Genomic DNA, 20,889 nt, shown 5'->3' with positions numbered 1-20,889 from the left:
TTTTCGTGAGTCCTTTCACGATTAACAGCACAAATATACTACTTTTGATTTACAGAAAAAGTACTGAGAAAATCTTCAATCCATATTGAGTTTTTCTAGTTTTTATTCCTTGTCTGATCCTTTTTTTTCTGCCTCAATACAAAGAGATACAGACTTTCAACTTTAGCCCTTGCCCAGTCCGTTTTTCTTAAAAACTTCAGAGAACTGATACTCGGATTATCCGTAAAACATTTGATGTTAATTTGTTCTCCAAGCTTCTCAAATCCGTTATAATATTCCACAAGTTCTTCAAGAATTGTATCCAGTCTTTTTCCGTGTAGCGGGTCTTTGGATTGTTCCATCTTTTTTTTACAAAAGTACTAATAATACTGTGAGATTTTGAAAGAGGATTCCTGACCTACCTTTTATATGGATCATTAATTCGGAGAAATAATTTACAATAGAAATAATTTTGTAATCAGCCCCCTCTACTAAAAAAAGTAAGATCAACCTGTTCAAATTATAGAATTCCTCTCTAAATTTCTCTTTCCCTTTTTTGTTTCTTACATTTGAGATATGAAAATTCTGCATACTGCCGACTGGCATTTAGGAAAACGTCTGGATCGGTTTTCACGTCTGGAAGAACAAGTTCAGGTAATGGATGAGATTGTTCAGATAGCCGATGCCCAAAAAGTAGATCTCATAATTGTTGCCGGAGATCTTTTTGACAATTTTAACCCAAGTGTTGAAGCAGTCGAGTTGTTTTACAAAACTTTAAAACGTTTATCATTAAATGGAAAGCGCCCGGTCGTTGCGATCTCTGGAAATCATGATTCTCCGAATTTAATTGATGCACCGGATCCACTTGCAAGAGAATGTGGAATTATTTTAATAGGTCATCCAAAGGCTAAAGTAACTCCCTTTGAATTAGAAAATTTTAAAATTTCAAATTCAGCCGAAGGATTGATTGAATTACACCTAAAGGACATAAGCTTTCCTGTTCGGATCATGCATACTCCCTATGCCAATGAGATCCGGTTAAAAGAATATTTTGGTGAAAATAAAGAGGAAGAACTTAATAAGATTTTAGCGGAAAGCTGGAAAAAGCTCGCAGAAGAATTTTGCGATGAGAATGGTGTTAATATTTTATCCGCTCATTTATACATAAATAAAAGAGGTGCAGAACTTCTGGAAGAGCCCGAAGGTGAGAAACCCATTAAAATTGGTGCCGCGGACCTCATCTATTCAGATATTATTCCTGACCAGATTCAATATACGGCCTTAGGACATCTACACAATTTTCAAAATATCGGAACAAAAGAAAAACCTGTTGTTTATTCTTCTTCACCTTTATGCTATAGTTTTAATGAAGCAGGGCAAACAAAATATGTAAATATCATCGAAGCAGAACCGGGTAAAGAGGTTTCTTATGAAAGAATCGCTTTAAAAACCGGCAAGCCATTGGTAAGAAAGGTTTTTGATTCTGTCGAAAAGACGGTTTCATGGTTGCTTGAAAATCCCGATATGCTGATCGAATTAACCCTGGAAAGCGATACTTTTTTAAAGGCGGAGGACAGAAAACGTATTTACCAATCTCATCAAGGGATCATCCACTTAATCCCTAAAGTAAAAAATCAGGATTTTAGTGAAAGCCAACCGCACGAAATTAATCTCAATCAGGATATACAAACTTTATTCAAAGATTATTTCAGGTCTAAAAATGCTGGCCAGGAAGCTAATGAAGAACTAATGAACCTGTTTAACGAAATCTTAAATTCCCAGTCATGATTCCAATTCAACTAACAATAGAAGGACTCTATTCCTATCAGGAGCGTCAGACCATTAATTTTGCCAACCTTACGGAAGCCGGGTTGTTTGGAATTTTTGGTTCGGTGGGTTCCGGAAAATCATCGATACTGGAAGCTATTTCTTTTGCTCTGTATGGAGAAACAGAACGATTGAATATGCGGGATAAGCGAGCTTACAATATGATGAATCTCAAATCCAACAGTTCTTATATAGCATTCGATTTCGTCAACCATGAAAATAAGTTATTTCGTGTAACCAGGGATTTTAAAAGAAATTCAAAAAAATTTGAAGATGTAAAACCCTCTTCAGTTACTTTTTATGAAAACAAAGATGAAAAATGGATCCCGCTCGATCATTCTGATGCAGAAAAAGTTATCGGATTAAGCTATTCCAATTTTAAAAGAACCATCATTATCCCTCAGGGCCAGTTTAAAGAGTTCCTTGAATTAGGTGCTGCAGACAGAACCAATATGATGAAAGAGATTTTCAATCTTCAAAGGTTTGACCTGCAAAACAATGTTTCGAATTTAAATGCCAAAAACAGGTCCGAACTAGATCAGCTTCAGGGTGAATTGAAAGGATTTGAGGAAATTGATGAGGAACACATACGTTTACAAAAAGAAAATCTTAAAACAGAACAACAAAAATTCAGTGACGTAAAAAAAGAGCACCTGCAAGTTTCTGAAAAATATCAACAGCTAAAAATTTTAAAAACAGACTTCGAAAACTTACGTCAAAAAAAAGAAGAGTTTGAAAAGATTTCAACTGAGAAAGCAAAAATTGATGAGCTGGAAAAGAAAACAGATCTTTATGATACAACCTTTCGTATTTTCGACCCTTTATTGAATGAAAAGAAGAAGCTTTCCGGTGAAATTTCTGAGAGACAAAAGGAGTTGGAAATCCGGACAAAGTCTGTTGAAGAAACGGAAAAAAGCTTTAACCTTATCAAAGAAAAGCTTGTTGCTCTTCAACCTCAATTTGATGCTTTAGATCAATCAAAAATCCAGGAAAATGATCTTGGCCTGATCTTACAGATGCTACAATTTTCCGAAGAAATTAAGACACTTCGGGAAAGAACACAAAAGGGTGCTGAAAAAGTTCTCGAAGTTGAGGAGAAACAAAAGCTTGGACAGTCAGCAATTAATACCCTTACTAAAGAAGCTGATAGACTGAAGCCTCAAAAGATCGAGGCTAATGTATTAGTCAGCGTCGGAAATTGGTTTGTCCAGAACAGAAACCTGAGAGAGCTGCAACAGAAACAAAGCCAAAAACTGATGGATCAACAGGATTTGATCTCTAAGATCCTTAATGATCTGATAGTTTACAAAATTGATACTGAAAATTTCAGAGAAGATTTCAAACTCAAAACAGAAAATTTAGAAAATAAAAAGAAAAATCTGCAGCAAAAACTGGATCACCTGAAGATTCAGAAAGAATTATCCCGTTTTGCAACAAAGCTCCATGATGGGGAGAACTGCCCTCTTTGCGGCTCTCTGGAACATCCTCATATTATCGAATTTCATTATGTAGATACTGAGCTTAATGAAGTTCAGGAAGAAATTCAATTAAATGATCATGCTATTTCCAAAATCCAAAAAGAAATAGCAGAAATTGAAAAGATTCTGGATAGAAAAAAGATCTTTGAAGATCAGCTGAAGGCGGAACAGGAATCTTTCGATCTGCTTCAAAAGGAAAGTCAACTCCATGTTCAAAGATTCATATGGAACGAATTTAGTGCTGATGGTGAAACTGATTTCGAATTTAAACGGCAACAATCCTTTGCCATAGAAAAGCAAATTGAAGAAATTAACCAGAAGATCTTACACGAAAGGACAACCTTTGAAAAAGAGCAGGAAATCCTTGAAAAATATAAAAAAGCTTTAGATGAATTCAAACTAGAAGAGGCGAAGAAGGAGGAGCAGATCAGAACGAACCAATCCAATCTGAAGAGCCTGGACTGGGATGACTATCGGGATAAATCTCATTCAGAAGTTATGAAGCTTCATCAAAAATTAATTGAATCCAATCTGACAGTTGAAAAAGAATATCAAGCCTTAATCAACCGGGAAAAAGAAATCGTCCCCAAACTCGCGGAAGAAAAAGCGATTGCGAGCCAATTAAACATCCGAATTTCTGAATTAACAAAAGAAACATCCTTAAATGAAGAGGCATTACAAGTTGCTTTACAGCAACAAGGCTTTGGTTTGCTTACCGACGTCCAAAATATTTTGATGATCGAAATTGATGTTCATAAAACAAGGACTCAAATCCAACAATTCCGTATTCAGTTTGAAACATTAAAAAACGGTATACAGGAGCTGGAGATCAAGCTGAAGGATTTTTCTTATGATCAGGAGATGTTTGAAGCTGCCGAGAAACAATTGAAAGACATTGAACTGCAATTAAAGGAAGCTAATGATTCTGTTGTAAAAGTAACTTCCGAAATTGAAAGACTGGAAAAAGAATATAAGAAAAAGGAGGCATTACTTAAAAACCTGAGTGAACTCCAAAAGCGGTCCGATAATCTAAAAATAATGACCAATCTGTTTAAAGGAGCCGGATTTGTTCAATATGTTTCCTCCATCTATCTTAGACAGCTTTGTGATCATGCCAATGTAAGGTTCCACAGAATGACCAGAAATCAACTAAGCTTGCAGCTTAATGACAACAATGATTTTGAAATTATTGATTATTTAAACGAGGGTAAATCGAGAAGTGTAAAAACTTTATCCGGGGGACAGGCTTTTCAGGTATCTCTGAGCCTGGCACTGGCATTGGCGGAAAGTGTACAGGCTACTACAAAAGCTGATAAAAATTTCTTTTTTATAGATGAAGGTTTTGGAACCCAGGATCTGGAATCTGTAAATATTGTTTTTGAAACACTGATGGGACTGCAAAAGGAAAACAGGATTGTTGGAATTATCTCGCATGTTGAAGAGCTTAAAGAAAAAATTCCGGTATCACTTAGTATTGTTAAAGACGAGGAACGTGGAAGTTTGATAGAAATGCTTTAAAATATAGGTTTATTGAGTCCTTTTGCAGTACATTTGACTTTTGAAATATTATGGAGAAACTTCCCGTGACTTTTTATCCCAGCAAGCTTAAGCAAAGTATACTTTTGATCATTAGTTTACTGTTTGTAATTATGGGCTTTTATATTGTTACCACCAATCTTTGGATTGGGCTTGCTAATATTATCTTTTTCGGGCTTTGTGTAATTGTGAATGTCATCATGCTTATTCCTAATTCTTCTTATTTAAGGGTTGACCGAAAGGGTTTTGAGATGAGATCATTATTCAGGTCGACTTTCATCCCCTGGCATGTTATTAATGGCTTTTCCACTAAAAGAATTTTCATTAACAATATGGTAATGATTGATTTTGATTCTGAGTACATAGATATTTCCAAACTAAAATCGAGGACAGGAGCTTTTCCGGATACTTACGGAATGTCTGCCGGAAAGCTGGCAGAAATTATGAATGACTACAAAACAAATTCCGTGAATTCCTAGACTAAAAAATAAAAACTCCATTGAAAATTCAATGGAGTTTCTTTTTATAATAGCTTGACCTTCGGAAGTACTTCCTTACCAAACAATTCTATTGATTTCATCATCACGTTATGCTCCGGATCCCCAACATCCATATGTCCCACAAATCTGGTGATACCAAAAATCTCCTTCATATAAGCAATCTTATCATATACCTCATCCGAGCTTCCAATAAATAAAGCTCCTTCTTTGCTTCTCCCACCATCATATTGTGCTTTGGTATAGGGAGCCCATCCTCTCGATGCCCCTATTCTGTCCATCTGCGATTTGTAAGTATTAAAATAGCCATCAATAACCTTTTGGTCATCGCTCACAAAAGTATGAGAGTGAATAGCAATCTGCATCTGGGAAACATCATGTCCTGCTTTTTGATATTCCTGCTTGTAAAATTCCACGAGATTTTTAAACTGTATCGGCATTCCTCCAATAATAGCCACAATCAATGGCATTCCTAATTTTGCTGCGCTTAGAACCGATTGCGGAGTTCCTCCCACGGCTCTCCATATAGGAAGCTTTCCTCCATTCTTTGCCCTTGGATATACAGTCTGATTGTGCATAGGTGCACGAAGCTCTCCGGACCACGTAACATTCTCTTCAGAATTGATTTTTAATAACAATTCCAATTTCTCATCGAAAAGTTGATCATAGTCATTAAGAGAATATCCATAAAGAGGAAAAGATTCTATAAAACTTCCTCTTCCGACAAATATTTCAGCCCTACCGTCAGAGATCAGATCCAATGTTGAAAAATCTTCATACACTTTTACAGGTTCTGATGAACTTAAAACAGTAACACCACTAGCCAATTTAATATTTTTTGTAATACTTGCCGCTGCTGCCAGAACCATTTCCGGAGATGATACTGCATAATCCGGGCGGTGATGCTCTCCCATGGCGAAAACATCAATTCCTACCTCATCCATTAGTTTTACCTGCTCAAGAATTTCTCTGATCTTTACTCCTGCATCTTTATATTTTCCTGTTGTCTGGTCAAAAGCTAAGTCGCCAAACATTCCAATTCCTAATTCCATATTGTATTTTTTTATATACATCAAAATTACAGGAATCAAAAATCAAAAACATTGATCAATGGTAAGATCGAAAAGCAGAGAAAATAAATTAAACTGATTTTTTAAGTTTCAGAAACTGCTTTTCAAAAAGATGATAAGAGAGATAGGCCAGAAATATGGTGAAAAGAAGTGCCGATATTATTACTGTATAATTACTTAGATCATATCTTTTCCCGATTCTATCGAATAAGACCAGGCAAATTGTATGTATAAGATAAAGACCATACGTATACTTTCCAAGCCTTCCAAAAATAGAACGGTCGGAGATTTTAAATACATTCCTGTCTCCCAATGTAAATAAAATGAGTACAGAGAATAATATCCCAAAAATGATAATTCCTATCTGAATATGTTTAAAGAAAATAATATCGGGAAGCAGTGCTATGGCAAGAATAACTATAAAAAAATAAAGATATTTATATATTGAAGGAATCATGCTCAATTTTCTGATGATATCCTTTTTAAAAACAAACAGATAGGCAGGAATAGCACCAAAAGCAAAATAACTGATGTTGGTAAATATATCCAGTGAACTGATACCTAATATGTGATAAATAATCCTTGATACAAAAGAAATGAAGATGCAAACTGCAATAAGCTTCGGAATATTTTTTAAAGAAATAAAATACATAATGCATCCCCAAATGATATAAAAATGCTCTTCTACACAAAGAGACCAGATCACCGGCAACGGAGAAACATTGGCAAGAATCCCCGTAGACATCATTTTGTAATTTTCAAGAAATGTAATCGTAAGGAGCCAATTGGGTTCATATCCCTTATTTGAAAAAGGCAGGTGAAAAAAATTAATGATATATGGTGTACAAAAAGCAAATATGACCATTGCATAATATAATGGCCATATCCTTAAGATTCTTCTTTTAAAAAATTTTTTAAGTGGAATTGTCTGATTATTTAATTTTTCAAGTATCAAAATGTACGTAATCAAAAAACCACTTAATACAAAGAAAAAAGAAACTCCTACTTCTCCTCTCGAAAAATACCGTAAAATACTACCCTCCGGAACAGGAGCATGCTGTATAAAGACCAGCAAAAAAGATAGAAACCTTAGTGAATCGAAAGTATGAAAATGAATCCTCTTACCTTTTTCAAAGTTCATTCTACTGTAATAAGTGGTTTTTAGTATGTTGATTTGATTACTTTTTCAGGTTCTGATCAAAATAATCGGTAATCTTTTGCATCAAATGTACTCTGTCTTTTCCTATTACATTATGAGGATGACCAGGATATACAAAGTAATCAAGTTGAACCCCGTTATCTACCGCAGATTTAATAAATTTAATAGAATGCTGCCAAACTACCACATCATCTTGTGCTCCATGGATCATAAGAAGTTTACCTTTCAGATTCTGGACTTTGTCCAAGAGGTTTGCTTTTGCATATCCATCCGGATTTTCCTGCGGAGTATCCATATATCTTTCACCATACATAATTTCATACATCTTCCAATCGATAACAGGCCCACCTGCAACTCCTACTTTGAATACGTCAGGCTGACGAAGCATAAAGCTTGTAGTCATAAATCCACCAAAACTCCATCCATGTATCCCCATTCTTTCCGTATCTACATAAGGTAGCGACTTCAGATAATTAACTCCTTTCATCTGATCATTCATTTCAGTAGTCCCCAGATTTCTGAACACGGCCTGCTCAAATTTTAATCCCCGGTTTGAAGATCCCCTTCCATCCATAGTAAAAATAATATATCCGTTTTGTGCCATATATTCATACCAAAGATTTCCTGAAGCCGGGAAAGAATTAGTAATCAGCTGTAGGTGTGGACCATTATATAAATAAACAATCACCGGATATTTTTTATTAGGATCAAAGTTCGTCGGAAGAATAATCTTTCCGTATAAAGGAGTTCCGTCATCCGCTTTCAAATTCACATTTTTGATTTCAGGGCGCTGATAGTTCTTTAATGTATTTTCAGAGGTGAAAACATTATTGTATTTTAAAGTGGCTGTATTAATGATATTACCGACTCTGGGTGTATTGGCATTGGTATAGACATCAAATAAATAGTTTCCATCACTGCTCAGGACTCCTGTATGCATTCCTTCCGCACCATCCAGTCTCTGCATTTTAAAGTTTGTCCAGTTGATCTTATACAAATGTCTTTCAAGAGGGGTTTCTTTTGTTGAAACAAAAAATATTTCCTTTTTCTTTTCATTAAAGCCCAATATATCCGTAACCAACCAATCTCCTTTTGTGATCTGGGCGATCAACCCTTTTTCCAAGTTGAAATGAAATAAATGATTGTATCCTGTTCGTTGACTTTGCCAGATAAAATCAGTGTTGGATTTAGGAAAAAATACAAGCGGATGCTGAGGTTCCACATATTTATCATTTGTTTCTTCAAATAATGTTTTTACAAGATTTCCGCTTTCGGCATCATACTGATTCATTTTCATATGATTCTGTCCCCGGTTCAGCACAGCCACAAAAATATATTTAGAATCCGGGCTCCAGGTAACCGCTGTTAAGTACTGATCTTTTTCTCCGTCAATTTTTAAAAAAGTTGTAGACTGATTTTTGATATTATAAACACCAAGACTTACCTGATGAGAGGTATTCCCAGCCATAGGATATTTTATATTATGATTCACCGCAGGAGTTACAGACCAATCGATAACGGGATAATCCGCAACCATGGTCTGATCCATTCTGTAAAAAGCTACAGATTCTGAATTAGGGGCTGGAAAAATTCCTGTATCAATACCAAATTCATTTCTGTGAACGGCCTGACCGTTAATGATATTTTCATCAGCATCATTGGTTACGGCAACAGATTTTCCGTTTCTGTTAATATAAAGATTATTCTTTACGGTGTAAGCCACGGTCTGATTATCTCCAAAAACCTTTACATTGGCAGCATTTTCATTCAGTGCCGAAGTCTTTTTTACCTTCCAGTCGTTTGCGGATTTTTCCACCCAGAACATTTGGTCATTGGCATTAAAATATGCGTTGGTATTATTGATAAACTTAATCTGTGGAACCGCGTTCAGCTTATTTGAAGAGAATTGTTTGTTTAGCTGATTCAATGAAATAAGGGTATCCTGCTTATTGTTTTTTAAATCCGTAATTAAATACCCACCTTTTACGGCCTGAATATATGATTTGCCATCTTCAGACCATGAAAATTGAGAAATATTTTTAACTGCCAGATTTGTTCTTAGCCCATTTACAGCCTCCGCCATTGTAAATTTTTGGGTCTGAGCATATAAAGAACCGCTCAAAACCACCATCAGTAAAGTAAACTTATGTAATTTCATTATATAAAATTGAATCCATCAAAAATAAGAAATAAAAGTCAGCCGTTAAGAAAATGTTAAATTAAAAACATTCATAAAATGATATAATCATGTTAAGTGAATAATTTCTTACCTTAATATGGAAATTAATGAAGGAGTAATACGATTATGAATAAGAATAGAAAAAAGTTCTGTAAGTTCAATTCACAAGCACGATATCGGATTTGTTTTTTGTGAAAAATATCTTGATAGCATTTTTAATACTAAATGGTAATCAAAAGGGATAACCATAGCCCCGATAGTAATGATTACCCCGCAGCAAGGGTATGGAAGAGATTTGTAGCGAGGAGTAAAAATGGATAGCGGGAAACAGCTCCAAAAGAAACTTCATTTCTTATCCTATATCAATGGTTTCTACTTAAGCCTTCATGTACATTTGCAATATAAATAACAAATAAAAAATACAACACAATGGCAACAAAATGGAATTTAGACCCGGCACACAGTGAAATTACTTTCAAAGTAAAACACATGATGATTTCCAGTATTAAAGGAAGCTTCACTAATTTCAATGCAGAAATCGAAGCTGATGATGATACGTTTTCTAATGCTAAAACCAGTGCAACGATTCAAACCAATTCTGTTTCAACACACAATGTAGACAGAGATAACCATTTAAAGTCTGAAGAATTTTTCAATGCTGAGCAAAACCCTACCATTACGTTTGAGTCTCAGGCATTGAATGGAGATATAACCGGAAATCTTACGATCAATGGAATCACAAAGCCTGTAACTTTGGATGTAGATTTCGGGGGTATCAATAAAGACCCATGGGGTAATACAAAAGCTGGTTTTTCTTTTGAAGGAAAAATCAACAGAAAAGACTTCGGCTTAAACTGGAATGCAGCTCTTGAAGCAGGAGGTGTAATGGTGAGCGATGAGGTAAAAGTAGCTGGTGAACTACAGTTTGTAAAGCAAGCATAATTGTATCATAATACTTATAATCAGGTTCAGGGATTTCTAAAAACCTTGAACCTTTTTCTTTTTTAAAAACCCTATTATGAACCTCAACGATTTACAAAACATCAGTGACCATTTCAATAACACAGAGAGAATGCCCGTATTATTTCTGGGGCATGGTTCACCCATGAATGCAATTGAAGAAAATCAGTTTGTTCAGGGGTTCAGAAAATCAGCTAGTGAAATTCCAACTCCCAATGCTATTCTATGTATTTCTGCTCACTGGTATACTCAAGGTACATATGTAACGGCTATGGATATGCCAAGAACCATTCATGATTTTGGAGGTTTTCCGAAAGCACTGTTTGATGTGGAATATCCAGCTCCCGGAAGCCCTGAGTTGGCAAAAGAAACTATTGAACTTTTAGCTCCTTCGGTGGTCGTAGAAGATCACAATTGGGGATTAGATCACGGTGCATGGTCTGTAATTAAGCATATGTACCCTGATGCAAACATCCCGGTTATTCAATTGAGTATCGACTACACTCAACCTCCGCAATATCATTTTGATCTCGCAAAACGGTTGAATAAACTACGGGAAAAAGGCATCCTGATTATCGGAAGCGGAAATATAGTTCACAATCTGAGATTGATCGACTGGCAGAACATCAATACGGTGGGTGCGGGCTGGGACTGGGCGATTGAAGCCAGGGAAAAAACCAACAACTGGCTCCTAGATGGTAATTTTCAAAACATAATTGACTATCAGAAACAAGGTACTTTTTTACAATATGCCGTCCCAACACCAGATCATTATTTACCTCTGATCTATACTTTAGGATTAAAAGATTCTTCTGAAGAACTTCGTCTTTTCAATGATGAGCTGATAGGTGGGTCACTAAGTATGACAAGTGTAAGAGTGGGATAAAAATTATAATATTTTACATTTAAAACAGTCTGGTTTTAAGTGTATACTTTCAAAAATAAAAAAAAGGAAATATCCGAAGATATTTCCTTTTTTTATTATACTTTATGAGTTATTGAACCGCGTTGAGAACATTGATATTCCCATAACCATAACTGGAATCCGGATTTGGATAGTAAGTAGCAGACTGCCTCATTTTTGTAAGTACCTGCTCTCTCGTCCATGATGGATTTTTTGACCAGACTAAAGCTGCAATACCGGCAGTTGCCGCAGTTGCAACAGAAGATCCTCCTACATAGTCAGACTGTCCGTTATAATAGCTCAATACCGGAACATTACTTCCTGAAGATCTTTCCATCTGAAATGTAAAATCAATTTGACTTCCGGAGTGGCAAACATCACATTTTTTATTGGAAGTATTTTCCTTTACTCCTGTTATTGCTTGGGTCTCCGGCATCCAGGCAGGGAATATCACCCCCACAAAATTGGTAAAGCTTGTTGACGTTCCCCCTGCACAGAAAATAAGTTTTCCCTTAGAGTAGGCATATTTTACACCATCCTCAATTTTTCCCACAGAAAATATATGTCCCATCGACATTGAGATAATCTTTACGTTATTGTTATTGCCCAGCTCAGTAAAAGCAGTTTTAACAGCAGTTTGTTCACTTGAGGTTTCCAACACAACATTTTCTGCTGCCCTGTATGCGATAAGATTGGCATTATAAGCTACCCCTACAGGTAATCCGGCATTATTTCTTGGCGCAGCCATTACAGAAGCCATTTTTGTTCCGTGACCACACTGATCTGCTGAACCATCTGAGTTATAAACTCCGAATTTACTGATGGTTCTTCCTGAAGATGCTCCGTTATTAAAACTATTTCCCAACAAGGTTTGCTCAGGGGAAACTCCGGTATCAATCAAACCAATAGTTATACCCGCGCCGGTACTGTAATTCCAGGCATTCGGAATACTGTGTTTTGTAAAAGCCCATGGAATTTTTGCACTTGGGGTTGTGCTTGTATAATCAGCTGTATTGAGTGTTGTTGAAGAAAAGCCACATCCTGAAGAACCGCTCCCTGAAGATTTTGCATTTGTATTATATGCTGCTTCATATTCAAAATAATGATAATCTGCAGGCTCCAGATATCTGACAGTTTTCATCTTTCTGAGTTCAGTAAGTGTTTCCTGCTTCTCAATTACAACATCCATCTGATTAAGATACTGATCAGAAAGAAGAAGAAATCCTCTTTCATCTTTTCCTTCATACTTTTTGATGACAGATAAGAGCTCTTTCTCTATTTCACTGCTGTTAGGAGATTTACTTCTATCGAAATCATCTTTGGAAGAACCAAATCCAATGGACACCATCCTGTTTCCACGGAAGACGGCGCTCCAGAGGAAGTGATCTGAAGTCTGGCTCCAATTGAAGGAACCTTTGCTTTTAATGGATTGATTGATTTCCGCGTTAATTTGTTTTGCTGTCAGAGGATCTTTCTGATAAGCTTCAAGACCTGAAGTTTCATTTTGGATACTTTCTCTGTTACATGATACGATAAAGAAAAATAAGACTAAAAGGTAAAATACATTTTTTCTCATATGTTATACTTTTGATTGGTATCACCAATATAACACTTTATCGTGAATTGTAATTCCCTGAATATTAATTTACTATTTCCCGAATATTAATTTTCTCAAATCATCCTGTAATAAAGTAAAACCAGGATTTACATACCCTTGTTTTCTATATCTCTTTTTCATAACAGACACTATTTTCAATTCCAATGTATTGTCCGTAATTTGGTATTCTTTTATAACCCATTTTTTCATATAAAGCAATCGCTTCGGGCTGCATAATTCCGGTTTCTAAAACACATCTATCAAAACCGGACTCTTTAGCCCAGGTTTCTAATTCAGTTAATGCTTTTCCGGCTAGTCCCTTTCCTCTTTGCATCGGGCTCGTATACATTCTTTTGATTTCAACCGTATCTTCAGAAAAGATCTTAAAGGCACCACAGGAAACTGCAATACTGTCTACATACACTACAATACAGTTTTTAAGGAGATCAATTCCATTGAATTGATGGTAGAAAGCATGATCCTTACCGTCTCGAATAGCAAGATCTTCATCCAGGAACTTCACCAGATTCTGGAAATCGATATCAGAGGAATCTACTCTTTTTATAATCATTATTTTTTCAGCAAATATAAGAGATAACGAATTGAAAAAATAAAAAAGGCTTCCATTCAGAAAGCCTTTTTTAATATCCTGAAGATGCCATAATAGATTTTCGATATCCTTATTCAGCATCTATTTTCTTCATGAGTTCAGCGGATGTTTCTTCTCCCATTTTTCTTCCGGCTTCCATACTTTCCTTTAGAATCAATGGCATAACCTCCAGTACTTTTTTTCCTAGTGGCGTATTATAGAATTTTATCAGCTCATCAATTTCCGTTTCGGTGTAATACTTATTGTAAATCGGCACATAAATTTCTGCAAACTTTTCGGGACTCATTTCCTTTGAAAACTCTTCCCAAAATTTTCGGGGTACCCCCGGATATGCCTGTTGATATTTTCCTATATTTTCACTTACTGCTTGGGAAGCCAGTTTATCACCTCCCGTAAGAGCAACGAGTTCTTTAATTTTCGCTTCTTTTATTTGAGCAAAGGTATTTACTCCTAAAAACAAAATACTTACGGCAATTATTCTCTTCATCCTCACACTACTAATTCACAATGAACTTTCTATCATTGATTAATTCTGCAATAGCCAACATATCTTTACCGATTAATCTGTCATCTTCCAGTTTTGCTACTTTGGAACGAAGAATACTAAAATTCTCTTCAATAATTTTTGAGCATTTAGCCGGTCTTCTGAATTCTAGCCCCTGAGCTGCAAACATCAATTCAACAGATAGGATATTGACCAGATTACCAAGAACCTGATTGAATTTTCTCCCGGAAATACTTCCCATAGAAACATGATCTTCCTGTCCTAAGCTTGTTGGAATAGAATCTGCTGATGCAGGAAAGCAAAGTGTTTTATTTTCTGTAACCAAAGCAGCAGAAGTGTATTGAGGAATCATAAATCCTGAATTCAGTCCTGAGCTTTCTGTCAATAATCTTGGAAGGCCATATTTCCCTTCCAGAAGTAAATAACTTCTTCTGTCAGAAATATTTCCTAATTCAGCTGCAGCTAAAGTTGCATAATCCAATGGTAAAGCCATAAGTTGACCATGGAAGTTTCCTCCTGAAATGGATTCCTCAGCGCTCAATACAATCGGATTATCCGTTACAGAATTCAATTCGGTTTCTGCCATCATTTTCAGGTGTTCAAAAGCGTTTCTGCTTGCCCCGTGTACCTGAGGAACACATCGCATAGAATAAGGATCCTGTACTCTTTCACAATCCTCATGTGCTTTCATATTTTCAGAGTTCTTAAGGAATTTCAGCATTCTTGCTGCTACTTTTTTACTTCCTTCAAAAGGTCTGATCTCGTGAAGTTCTTTTTTAAAGGGGCTTTCAGAGCCTCTGTAAGCTTCAAGACTCATGGCAGCAGTCATATCAGCAAGGTCCAATAAGTATTCAAACTTCTCCAATCCTTTGATCGCGTGAGCCAGGATAAATTGGGTACCGTTAATAAGCCCCAACCCTTCTTTAGGTCCTAAAGCTAAAGGATCCAGATTATGTTTTTCTAAAATTTCAGAAGTTTCATAGATGGCATCACCTTCCCAAACTTGTCCAAGACCCAACAATGGTAAAACAAGATGAGCTAAAGGAGCAAGATCTCCGGATGCTCCCACCGAACCTTGTTCAGGGACAACAGGAATGATATCTTTTTCCAACATCAGAATCAATCTTTCAATAACCTCTAAAGAAACACCGGAAAATCCTTTTGATAATGCATGAACTTTTGCAATCATCATAATCTTTGAAAATTCTTTATCAATAGGTTTTCCAACTCCAACTGCGTGGGAAATGATTAAATTATATTGTAACTGAGCTGTTTCATCAGCTGAAATTTTCGTATCACAAAGAGGACCGAACCCCGTATTAATCCCATAAACACATCGATCAGATTCAACAATTTTTTGAACATTTTTCTGGGATTTTAAAATTTGTTCTTTTGCTGCTTTATTAAGTTTTGCTTTATTGGGTTTTTTACAGATTTCCAATACATCATGGAAAGTGAAAATATCTACACCGTATATCATTTCTAAAAAATTTCTTTAAAATTACACATTTAGCGACTATTGTAAAAGCTAAATTTCACAGCGTTAATTTTTTCGGCAGAAAGTAATTTAATTTGCTATTTTTACGTCCGTTAAAAATAACCAATGAAATCTAAAACTCTACTATTTGCATTATGCCTTATGGGCACAGCTTCCTTTGCACAGGACAAAGTGAAATACTCCAAAGAACAAATTAAAAAGATGGAAACTTACCTTTTCAACGAAGGTTTTAATACACCATCTCCCAGAAAAACCTCTACTATTATTTTAAAGGATGGAAGCTCTCATAAAGGTTTTTGCAGTAAAATAGAAACCAAAAAAGGACAGATCTACGAAGTTTCTATTAAAGACAGTATTTCAAAAAAGAACGAAATCTTCAATGCTGAGCAGATCAGCGAAATGTATGTCTATCCTAGCAACGTCGAAAAAATAGCAAAAGTTGCTAAATACATGGGAAATATCCGGAATTTCGGAACTAAAAAATTAACTAAAAACACAACCGGCGAACGAATTCACTTTGTCAATCAAACAGTATCACTGAAAAATAAAAAAGAGGATAAAGAATTTCTGATGCAATTGATCAATCCTGATTTTAGTGAAATCATCTCCGTGTACTATGATCCCAGAGCCAAAGAAACGGGAGGTTTTTCAATTGGAGGTTCTCCTCAGCTCGGAGGTGGTGTAATCAAATCCTATTATATTAAAAAGGGAGATAAAGTACTTTGGCTGCATAAGGATGACTTTGAAGACAATTATGATTTTCTTTTTGGTGACAATGCAGAATTCATGAAAAAATATCCTAAGAAATCTGCTGAATGGGATTATTTTAGCTTTTTGGTCAATGAGTATACTGAAATGAGCAACGGATAAAATATCTTACATAATACTTCAAAAGCTGTAGAAAATTCTACAGCTTTTTTGTTCTTTTAAATCCCGGATGGATTCCGTAATTTTGTTATATGAATCCTTCTTTAGAATTACAACTCAAAACTTTACCTTCTGAGCCTGGCGTTTATCGTTATTACGATAAAAATGAACAGTTATTGTATGTAGGCAAGGCTAAAAACCTAAAGAAAAGGGTTCTTTCCTATTTCAATAAAAATTTATCGGGGTACAGGATAAAAATAATGGTCGGAAAAATCCAGCGATTGGAGACCACTATTGTGAATAGCGAGTATGATGCCCTTCTATTAGAAAACAACCTGATCAAGGAGCATAAACCTTTTTACAATGTAATGCTCAAGGATGATAAAACATATCCTTGGATTTGCATTAAAAATGAAGCCTTTCCCAGGATTTTCCTCACGAGGAACATCATTAAGGATGGTTCGGAATATTACGGTCCTTATGCTAAAGTTCGCCCTGCAAAAATACTACTGGACACTATAAAACATATTTATAAGCTCAGGACTTGTAATCTGAATCTTGCTCCCAGTAAAATTGAAGATGGCAAATATAAGGTCTGCCTCGAATATCACATCAAGAACTGTGAAGGCCCTTGTGAAGGGTTGGAAAGCAAAGAAGAATATGATGAAAAGATTGACTCCATCCGCGGTATTATAAAAGGAGATTTCCGAAAAGCTAAAGATTACCTTATTAACCAGATGATGAAGCATGCTGCTAATCTGCAGTTTGAAGATGCACAGATCATCAAGGAAAGGCTGGATATTTTGGAAGATTATCAGGCAAAAAACACCGTTGTCAATCCCAATATTGACGATGTGGATGTTTTCGGAATGACCAGCGACGAAACAGCTGCCTATGTGAATTTCTTTAAGATCAGAAATGGAAATATAATCCAGAGTTTTACAACAGAAATCAAAAAGATCCTTGAAGAAACAGATGAGGATATTCTGGAAGAAGCTCTTATTGAAATTCGTCAGAAGTTTGGTTCCGACTCTAAAGAAGTTTTGCTTCCCTTTCATTTATCCGTTGAAATCCCTAATGTAAAACTTATTGTTCCTAAAGTTGGTGATAAAAAAAGGATCGTTGAACTTTCCGAGAAAAATGCTAAAGAATACCGTTTGGAAAAACTAAAACAGGTTCAGATTGTAGATCCTGAAAGACATTCCAACCGTATAATGGCTGAGATGCAAAAGCTACTGCGAATGCCTGTAGAGCCAAGACATATAGAGGGTTTTGATAATTCGAATATCCAAGGTACCAATCCTGTTTCAGCGTGTGTTGTTTTTAAAGATGGTAAACCCAGTAAGGCAGATTACCGCATCTTTCATCCGAAGACCGTAGAGGGTCCAAATGATTTTGCCACTATGGAAGAAGTGATCTATCGTCGTTACAAAAGAATGGTAGACGAAGGAGAGAGCCTTCCCCAACTTATTCTGATTGACGGTGGAAAAGGCCAGCTATCATCAGCCGTAAAAAGTTTAAAGCTATTAGGTCTTTACGGAAAGATTACTATTATTGGAATCGCTAAAAGACTAGAAGAAATCTTCTTTCCCGAAGATCCTATCCCATTATATCTGGATAAAAAATCCGAAACTCTTAAAATCCTCCAAAGGGTTCGTGATGAAGCTCACCGTTTTGGTGTAAAGCATCATAGGACCAGAAGGAAAAACTCTACCATCAAATCTGAACTGGAAGAAATTCCCGGTGTAGGAGAAAAAACAATTGAACTATTACTATCCAGATTAAAATCAGTAAAAAGGATCAAAGAATCCAACCTGGAAACATTAGAGGAAATATTGGGTAAAAGTAAAGCCAAGGTTATTTGGGAGTATTTTAACGACTAACAAAATTTAAAAATAAAAGCGCTCTTTTGTTACATTACAAAAGCGCTTTTATTTTTGATCAGAAGGTATTTATACACCTCCCATTACGTACATATTTTCCATAGTTGGCACATCACTTCCACCCGCTTTTTCAAGGGTGATAGCAAATGCCTGCGCTTTCGGTATGTTAGAAAGAGCAATTTTACTATCTTTTTCTTCTGTATACATTCCTGCACTTATGGGTTTACCGTCTGCAATGGCCCATAATTGATATTGCATTCCTTCCGGAGCTTTAGGCAAAGCCTCTGCGTTCAGATAGACCTCTTTGGTCTTTTTGTCCCAAAATACCATTGCCTTGGAATCTGCATGTTTTTCCACTCCTTTTAGCATAACCATTTGCATATCAGGGCTGGATATCATCGTCCATTTTTCATTCATCTTTTGCAGAGCCGCATCTTTAGATTGTTTTTCAGTTTCCAATTTTGCGATCTCTTTTTTGCTTTCAGACTGATTATTCATCCAAAACAAATTTCCGGTAAGGCTTACTAAAAATAAGACCGAAGCTGCGATTGCATAAGTTTTCCAGATGTTATTTTTTGTATTTGCAATTTCTTTCGATCTATTTGTTACATCTCCGAAAGGCTGCGTTGGCTGCGCTGCAGGTGTAATTTTTTCAAAAGTTTGTTCTTTTTGAATCTTTTCCCAAATCTTAGATTTTAACTCATTAGGTGGGGCAACAGCCTGAGCAGTTGCCAGATCCTCTAGTACTTTTTGTGCTTCATCAAAAGCAGCTTTTACTTCAGCATTATTTTTCATCACACACTCCAAAATGCCTGCCTCCTCGGGAGAAGCAAGTCCTAGAATATAAGATTCTATAATTCCGGATGATATGTATTCCTTAGTGTTCAATTTATTGATAATCTTTTAACAAATCCTTTAATTTTATTAATGCATTCCGCATCTTCGTTTTTACCGTACCCAGAGGTATTTTCAATTTATCAGATATTTCATTCTGTGTGTATCCCTGATAATAAGCCAGATCAATAAGTTCCTGTTTATCAGTTTCCAAACTTTCAAGCACATTATTAAAGCCAATAAAATCAGAGGTATTGTTTGTGGTAGAAAGTTCAGCACTGTTATATACGAAATCCGGAATTGGTTGGTTTTTTAATTCGTTTTGAAAACTTTTAGATTTTAGATAATCGATCGCTGTATTTCTTGCAATATTGATCATCCACGTATAGAATCTTCCTTTACTGTTGTCATACTGTTGGATAGAATTCCAGATTTTAACAAAAACATCCTGAATAATTTCTTCAGTATATTCTTTTGATTGTACGATTCGAAGTACTACACCATATAGTGCACCGGAATAATGGTCATACAAATAATGAAAACCAGCTTCGTTTTTATCCTTCAATAAAACGATAAGTTCTTCCTCCGAATAGTTTGTTTTAATAGCGAATATTTTTCGATTCAAATGTAATAAAATAAAACATATAATAACAAAAATCTAAAAGTTCTTTTACATCGTATATGAAATTAACAAATTACAAGAATATGAAAGGTATATTAAAATCAATTCCTACAGATCCATATTTTTTCACTAGTTCTGTTTGTTTGGATTTTTATTTCCGACTAAAAAAATAAAAATCTTTAAATCTAAAACAAGATGAATGTCGTAAATGATCATAACAAGAAATCAAATACTATTTAATTAAAAAAATCAAAGAAATGAACACAAGATCAAAAATCGCAGTATTCGGAATGGTTGTATTATCATTCGCATTTAGCGGAACGGTAACTGCACAAACGATGAAAGAAAAAACAGTAATGGTAGGTGGAGCCGCTATGTATCCATCCAAAAATATCATTGAAAACGCTGTTAATTCCAAGGATCACAAAACACTGGTAGCAGCAGTAAAAGCTGCCGGATTAGTGGAAACCCTACAAGGAGCTGGTCCATTTACTGTACTGGCGCCTACAGATGCGGCATTTGCTAAACTTCCAAAAGGAACAGTTGAAAACCTGGTTAAGCCGGAGAATAAAGAAATGCTTACTAAAATTCTGACATATCATGTACTTGCCGGAAAGTTTAATGCTAAGGAAATCTGGGCCGCTGTAAAAGCAGGAAATGGAAAAAGTATGATGAAAACGGTGGAAGGAGAAGATGTTACTTTCTGGACAAAAGGCAAAGACCTTTATGTAAAAGATGCGAAAGGGAACAGTGCAAAAATTACCATAGCAGATGTTAATCAGTCTAATGGCGTTATCCATGTAATAGATACGGTTCTGATGCCTTAATTCTTAGTTTTTTTTATGGTTTAATAAATAACCCCTTACCTATTTTTATTTTGGTAA

Annotated in this window: 18 protein-coding genes; 8 read left to right on the top strand and 10 right to left on the bottom strand. The window is 35.7% G+C overall.

Going from position 1 to position 20,889, the window contains the following annotated elements:
* Positions 1-95: 95 nt before the first annotated feature.
* A complete protein-coding gene (locus MTQ00_RS19245; RefSeq protein WP_273650673.1) occupies positions 96-341 on the bottom strand; it encodes a VF530 family protein in 246 nt (81 codons plus the stop codon).
* A 214-nt stretch (positions 342-555) separates the two neighbouring features.
* Between MTQ00_RS19245 and MTQ00_RS19240 the strand changes: the two genes are divergently transcribed.
* The 3 genes from MTQ00_RS19240 to MTQ00_RS19230 are packed head-to-tail and all read left to right on the top strand — an operon-like array spanning position 556 to position 5,299.
* The gene (locus MTQ00_RS19240) at positions 556-1,767 is read left to right on the top strand and encodes a metallophosphoesterase family protein (protein WP_273650672.1); all 1,212 of its coding nucleotides are present in this window, start codon (positions 556-558) and stop codon (positions 1,765-1,767) included.
* Complete coding sequence (locus MTQ00_RS19235; RefSeq protein ID WP_273650671.1) at positions 1,764-4,802, top strand: AAA family ATPase; 3,039 nt, start codon at positions 1,764-1,766, stop codon at positions 4,800-4,802. The genes MTQ00_RS19240 and MTQ00_RS19235 overlap by 4 nt, the downstream gene beginning before the upstream one ends.
* Positions 4,803-4,852: 50 nt before the next feature.
* Positions 4,853-5,299, top strand: a complete 447-nt coding sequence (locus tag MTQ00_RS19230) for an STM3941 family protein (RefSeq protein ID WP_172283556.1) — start codon at positions 4,853-4,855, stop codon at positions 5,297-5,299.
* A 44-nt stretch (positions 5,300-5,343) separates the two neighbouring features.
* Here MTQ00_RS19230 and MTQ00_RS19225 read toward each other — a convergent pair whose 3' ends face one another.
* From MTQ00_RS19225 to MTQ00_RS19215, 3 genes are all read right to left on the bottom strand, one after another.
* Positions 5,344-6,369 (bottom strand): LLM class flavin-dependent oxidoreductase, encoded by a 1,026-nt coding sequence (locus MTQ00_RS19225; protein WP_273650670.1) that lies wholly within the window; start codon positions 6,367-6,369, stop codon positions 5,344-5,346.
* 88 nt (positions 6,370-6,457) lie between these two features.
* The gene (locus MTQ00_RS19220) at positions 6,458-7,528 is read right to left on the bottom strand and encodes an acyltransferase family protein (protein WP_273650669.1); all 1,071 of its coding nucleotides are present in this window, start codon (positions 7,526-7,528) and stop codon (positions 6,458-6,460) included.
* Positions 7,529-7,565: 37 nt separating this feature from the next.
* Entirely contained in the window at positions 7,566-9,704 is a 2,139-nt protein-coding gene (locus MTQ00_RS19215; protein ID WP_273650668.1) for a S9 family peptidase, read from the bottom strand.
* Between the two features lie 450 nt (positions 9,705-10,154).
* On the opposite strand from MTQ00_RS19215, the gene MTQ00_RS19210 reads away from it, so the two are divergent.
* Together MTQ00_RS19210 and ygiD are read left to right on the top strand one after the other, a co-directional pair.
* Positions 10,155-10,667, top strand: coding sequence for a YceI family protein (locus MTQ00_RS19210; RefSeq protein WP_172283548.1), 513 nt, complete (start codon positions 10,155-10,157; stop codon positions 10,665-10,667).
* 76 nt (positions 10,668-10,743) lie between these two features.
* Positions 10,744-11,571, top strand: coding sequence for a 4,5-DOPA dioxygenase extradiol (gene ygiD / locus MTQ00_RS19205; RefSeq protein WP_273650667.1), 828 nt, complete (start codon positions 10,744-10,746; stop codon positions 11,569-11,571).
* Positions 11,572-11,680: 109 nt separating this feature from the next.
* On the opposite strand, the gene MTQ00_RS19200 is transcribed toward ygiD, so the two are convergent.
* The 4 genes from MTQ00_RS19200 to hutH form a co-directional block, all read right to left on the bottom strand.
* On the bottom strand, positions 11,681-13,165 hold the full coding sequence (locus MTQ00_RS19200; protein WP_273650666.1) for a S8 family peptidase: 1,485 nt from the start codon (positions 13,163-13,165) through the stop codon (positions 11,681-11,683).
* 145 nt (positions 13,166-13,310) lie between these two features.
* Positions 13,311-13,877 carry a GNAT family N-acetyltransferase gene (locus MTQ00_RS19195; RefSeq protein WP_306614587.1) on the bottom strand — a complete coding sequence of 189 codons (567 nt, stop codon included), beginning with the start codon at positions 13,875-13,877 and terminating at the stop codon, positions 13,311-13,313.
* A complete protein-coding gene (locus MTQ00_RS19190; protein WP_172283542.1) occupies positions 13,867-14,283 on the bottom strand; it encodes a DUF2059 domain-containing protein in 417 nt (138 codons plus the stop codon). Before MTQ00_RS19190 ends, MTQ00_RS19195 begins: the two co-directional genes overlap by 11 nt.
* 10 nt (positions 14,284-14,293) lie before the next feature.
* A complete protein-coding gene (gene hutH, locus MTQ00_RS19185; protein ID WP_273650665.1) occupies positions 14,294-15,781 on the bottom strand; it encodes a histidine ammonia-lyase in 1,488 nt (495 codons plus the stop codon).
* A 123-nt stretch (positions 15,782-15,904) separates the two neighbouring features.
* Between hutH and MTQ00_RS19180 the strand changes: the two genes are divergently transcribed.
* Together MTQ00_RS19180 and uvrC are read left to right on the top strand one after the other, a co-directional pair.
* Complete coding sequence (locus tag MTQ00_RS19180; protein WP_273650664.1) at positions 15,905-16,669, top strand: hypothetical protein; 765 nt, start codon at positions 15,905-15,907, stop codon at positions 16,667-16,669.
* Positions 16,670-16,758: 89 nt separating this feature from the next.
* Positions 16,759-18,549 (top strand): excinuclease ABC subunit UvrC, encoded by a 1,791-nt coding sequence (gene uvrC, locus MTQ00_RS19175; protein WP_273650663.1) that lies wholly within the window; start codon positions 16,759-16,761, stop codon positions 18,547-18,549.
* Between the two features lie 69 nt (positions 18,550-18,618).
* On the opposite strand, the gene MTQ00_RS19170 is transcribed toward uvrC, so the two are convergent.
* Positions 18,619-19,437 carry an anti-sigma factor gene (locus MTQ00_RS19170; protein WP_273650662.1) on the bottom strand — a complete coding sequence of 273 codons (819 nt, stop codon included), beginning with the start codon at positions 19,435-19,437 and terminating at the stop codon, positions 18,619-18,621.
* A 1-nt stretch (position 19,438) separates the two neighbouring features.
* Positions 19,439-20,008 carry an RNA polymerase sigma factor gene (locus tag MTQ00_RS19165; protein ID WP_273650661.1) on the bottom strand — a complete coding sequence of 190 codons (570 nt, stop codon included), beginning with the start codon at positions 20,006-20,008 and terminating at the stop codon, positions 19,439-19,441.
* Between the two features lie 254 nt (positions 20,009-20,262).
* On the opposite strand from MTQ00_RS19165, the gene MTQ00_RS19160 reads away from it, so the two are divergent.
* Positions 20,263-20,832, top strand: a complete 570-nt coding sequence (locus tag MTQ00_RS19160; RefSeq protein ID WP_172283532.1) for a fasciclin domain-containing protein — start codon at positions 20,263-20,265, stop codon at positions 20,830-20,832.
* Positions 20,833-20,889 lie beyond the last annotated feature (57 nt).

Origin of the sequence: Chryseobacterium sp. B21-037 (assembly GCF_028570785.1) — a bacterium.
Lineage (GTDB): Bacteria > Bacteroidota > Bacteroidia > Flavobacteriales > Weeksellaceae > Chryseobacterium > Chryseobacterium proteolyticum.
The sequence above is the reverse complement of the archived record's forward strand: the minus strand, read 5'-3'. Positions and strand labels throughout refer to the sequence as shown.

Coding starts and splice junctions, on each gene's coding strand:
- MTQ00_RS19220 (WP_273650669.1), bottom strand. CDS start 7,528: ATGAACTTTGAAAAAGGTAAGAGGATTCATTTTCATACTTTCGATTCA.
- MTQ00_RS19200 (WP_273650666.1), bottom strand. CDS start 13,165: ATGAGAAAAAATGTATTTTACCTTTTAGTCTTATTTTTCTTTATCGTA.
- MTQ00_RS19180 (WP_273650664.1), top strand. CDS start 15,905: ATGAAATCTAAAACTCTACTATTTGCATTATGCCTTATGGGCACAGCT.
- hutH (WP_273650665.1), bottom strand. CDS start 15,781: ATGATATACGGTGTAGATATTTTCACTTTCCATGATGTATTGGAAATC.
- MTQ00_RS19160 (WP_172283532.1), top strand. CDS start 20,263: ATGAACACAAGATCAAAAATCGCAGTATTCGGAATGGTTGTATTATCA.
- MTQ00_RS19230 (WP_172283556.1), top strand. CDS start 4,853: ATGGAGAAACTTCCCGTGACTTTTTATCCCAGCAAGCTTAAGCAAAGT.
- MTQ00_RS19235 (WP_273650671.1), top strand. CDS start 1,764: ATGATTCCAATTCAACTAACAATAGAAGGACTCTATTCCTATCAGGAG.
- uvrC (WP_273650663.1), top strand. CDS start 16,759: ATGAATCCTTCTTTAGAATTACAACTCAAAACTTTACCTTCTGAGCCT.
- MTQ00_RS19240 (WP_273650672.1), top strand. CDS start 556: ATGAAAATTCTGCATACTGCCGACTGGCATTTAGGAAAACGTCTGGAT.
- MTQ00_RS19245 (WP_273650673.1), bottom strand. CDS start 341: ATGGAACAATCCAAAGACCCGCTACACGGAAAAAGACTGGATACAATT.
- MTQ00_RS19190 (WP_172283542.1), bottom strand. CDS start 14,283: ATGAAGAGAATAATTGCCGTAAGTATTTTGTTTTTAGGAGTAAATACC.
- MTQ00_RS19225 (WP_273650670.1), bottom strand. CDS start 6,369: ATGGAATTAGGAATTGGAATGTTTGGCGACTTAGCTTTTGACCAGACA.
- MTQ00_RS19215 (WP_273650668.1), bottom strand. CDS start 9,704: ATGAAATTACATAAGTTTACTTTACTGATGGTGGTTTTGAGCGGTTCT.
- MTQ00_RS19195 (WP_306614587.1), bottom strand. CDS start 13,877: ATGCTGAATAAGGATATCGAAAATCTATTATGGCATCTTCAGGATATT.
- ygiD (WP_273650667.1), top strand. CDS start 10,744: ATGAACCTCAACGATTTACAAAACATCAGTGACCATTTCAATAACACA.
- MTQ00_RS19210 (WP_172283548.1), top strand. CDS start 10,155: ATGGCAACAAAATGGAATTTAGACCCGGCACACAGTGAAATTACTTTC.